At 50.1% G+C, this 1,488-nt stretch carries 1 protein-coding gene; it reads left to right on the top strand.

All coding sequences use genetic code 11. From position 1 onward, the window contains the following. Positions 1-117: 117 nt before the first annotated feature. A complete protein-coding gene (locus BUA40_RS14155) occupies positions 118-1,470 on the top strand; it encodes an IS5 family transposase (protein WP_218588202.1) in 1,353 nt (450 codons plus the stop codon). Positions 1,471-1,488 lie beyond the last annotated feature (18 nt).

The following is a 1,488-nucleotide window of genomic DNA, read 5'->3' as shown; positions in this document are numbered from 1 at the left end:
TAGTCGTCCCTTAAAATCCCGCCCAGCCCGCATAACTATTGGGAAAAACTGATTTCTACCCTGTGAAAATATTGCAAGGTTTTCTAAAATATGACTGAAAACCTTGCAATTTTTCCCATGTACAGACCGCCAAAATCCCACGCCCAGACAAGCCTTTTCTGTTCCCTTGAGGAGCAGTTGAACCACAAGCATTCCCTCTACGTTCTTGCGAACAAGATTGACTGGAACAAGTTCGAGACCGAGTTTTCCAAATTGTTCGACGAAAAGATGGGTGCGCCGAACAAGCCGATCCGTCTCATGACCGGGCTCATCATCCTGAAGCACGTCCGCAACGTATCGGACGAGTCCGTCGTGGAGCAGTTTCAGGAAAACGCCTATTACCAGTATTTTTGCGGAGAACGGTTCTTCTCGACGGAGCAACCCTGCGACCCGAGCGAACTTGTTCACTTCCGGCACATGATTGGCGAAGCGGGCATGGACATGATCCTCAAGGAAAGTATCCTCGTCAACGATGACCACGATAAACAAGGACCGACAGGATGCGGCACGGTCTTTCTTGACACGACCGTGCAGGAAAAGAACATCACGTTCCCTACAGACGCCAAACTTGCGAACAAGATAATAGAACAGGTACAGAGGATCGTGGAAGAGCATGATCTTCCGCAAAGACAGTCCTACAAGAGAACCTTGAAGAAGGTCCATCGTGACCAGCGTTTCCGCAATCACCCGAAGAACGGCAAGAAGGCTCACAAGGCAGATCGCAGGCTGAAGACAATCGCGGGACGGCTCGTCCGTGAATTAGAGCGAAATCTCGCCAGCAAGAACTTGTTGAACACGTACAAAGAAAAAATCGAGCTTTTCAAAAAAGTTCTGGCACAGAAGAAATGCGACAAGGACAAGGTCTATTCGCTTCACGAACCCGAAGTAAAATGCATCGGCAAGGGCAAGGAACACAAGAAATACGAGTTCGGCAACAAGGTGTCAATCGCCCGGAGCTACAGCGGCATCATTGTCGGCGCGGTCTCGTTCCGGGACGAGTATGACGGACATACGATAGACGATACGCTTGACCATGTTGAACAAATGCTTGGATTCAGGCCGAGCCAGGCCGCATGCGACCGAGGCTACCGCGGACAAAAGGAATCCGGAACGACAAAGATCGTGATACCGGACGTCCCGAAGAAAAACGCGACTTACTACCAGAAGGAAAAGGCTCACAAGCTTTTTTGCAAGAGGGCAGGCATCGAGCCTATCAACGGCCACCTGAAAAGCGACCACCGTATGGGTAGAAATTTCTACAAGGGAATCTTTGGCGACATGCTCAATGCAAAGCTTGCAGCAGCGGCGTTCAACTTCAAGAGGGCCATGAGGCGCTTTTTTGTCCTGTTGGAATGGCTATACTGTTGCTTCCTTTGCCGGGAAGGGGTGAATAAAAACGGCGAACCTCCTTATCCTGCGCTCGCGAAGTGACTTTTTAAGGGTCAACTA

The sequence above is a fragment of the Fibrobacter sp. UWT2 genome, assembly GCF_900142545.1.
In the GTDB taxonomy this organism is placed as follows: domain Bacteria; phylum Fibrobacterota; class Fibrobacteria; order Fibrobacterales; family Fibrobacteraceae; genus Fibrobacter.
This window is presented reverse-complemented; position numbering and strand designations above follow the sequence as displayed.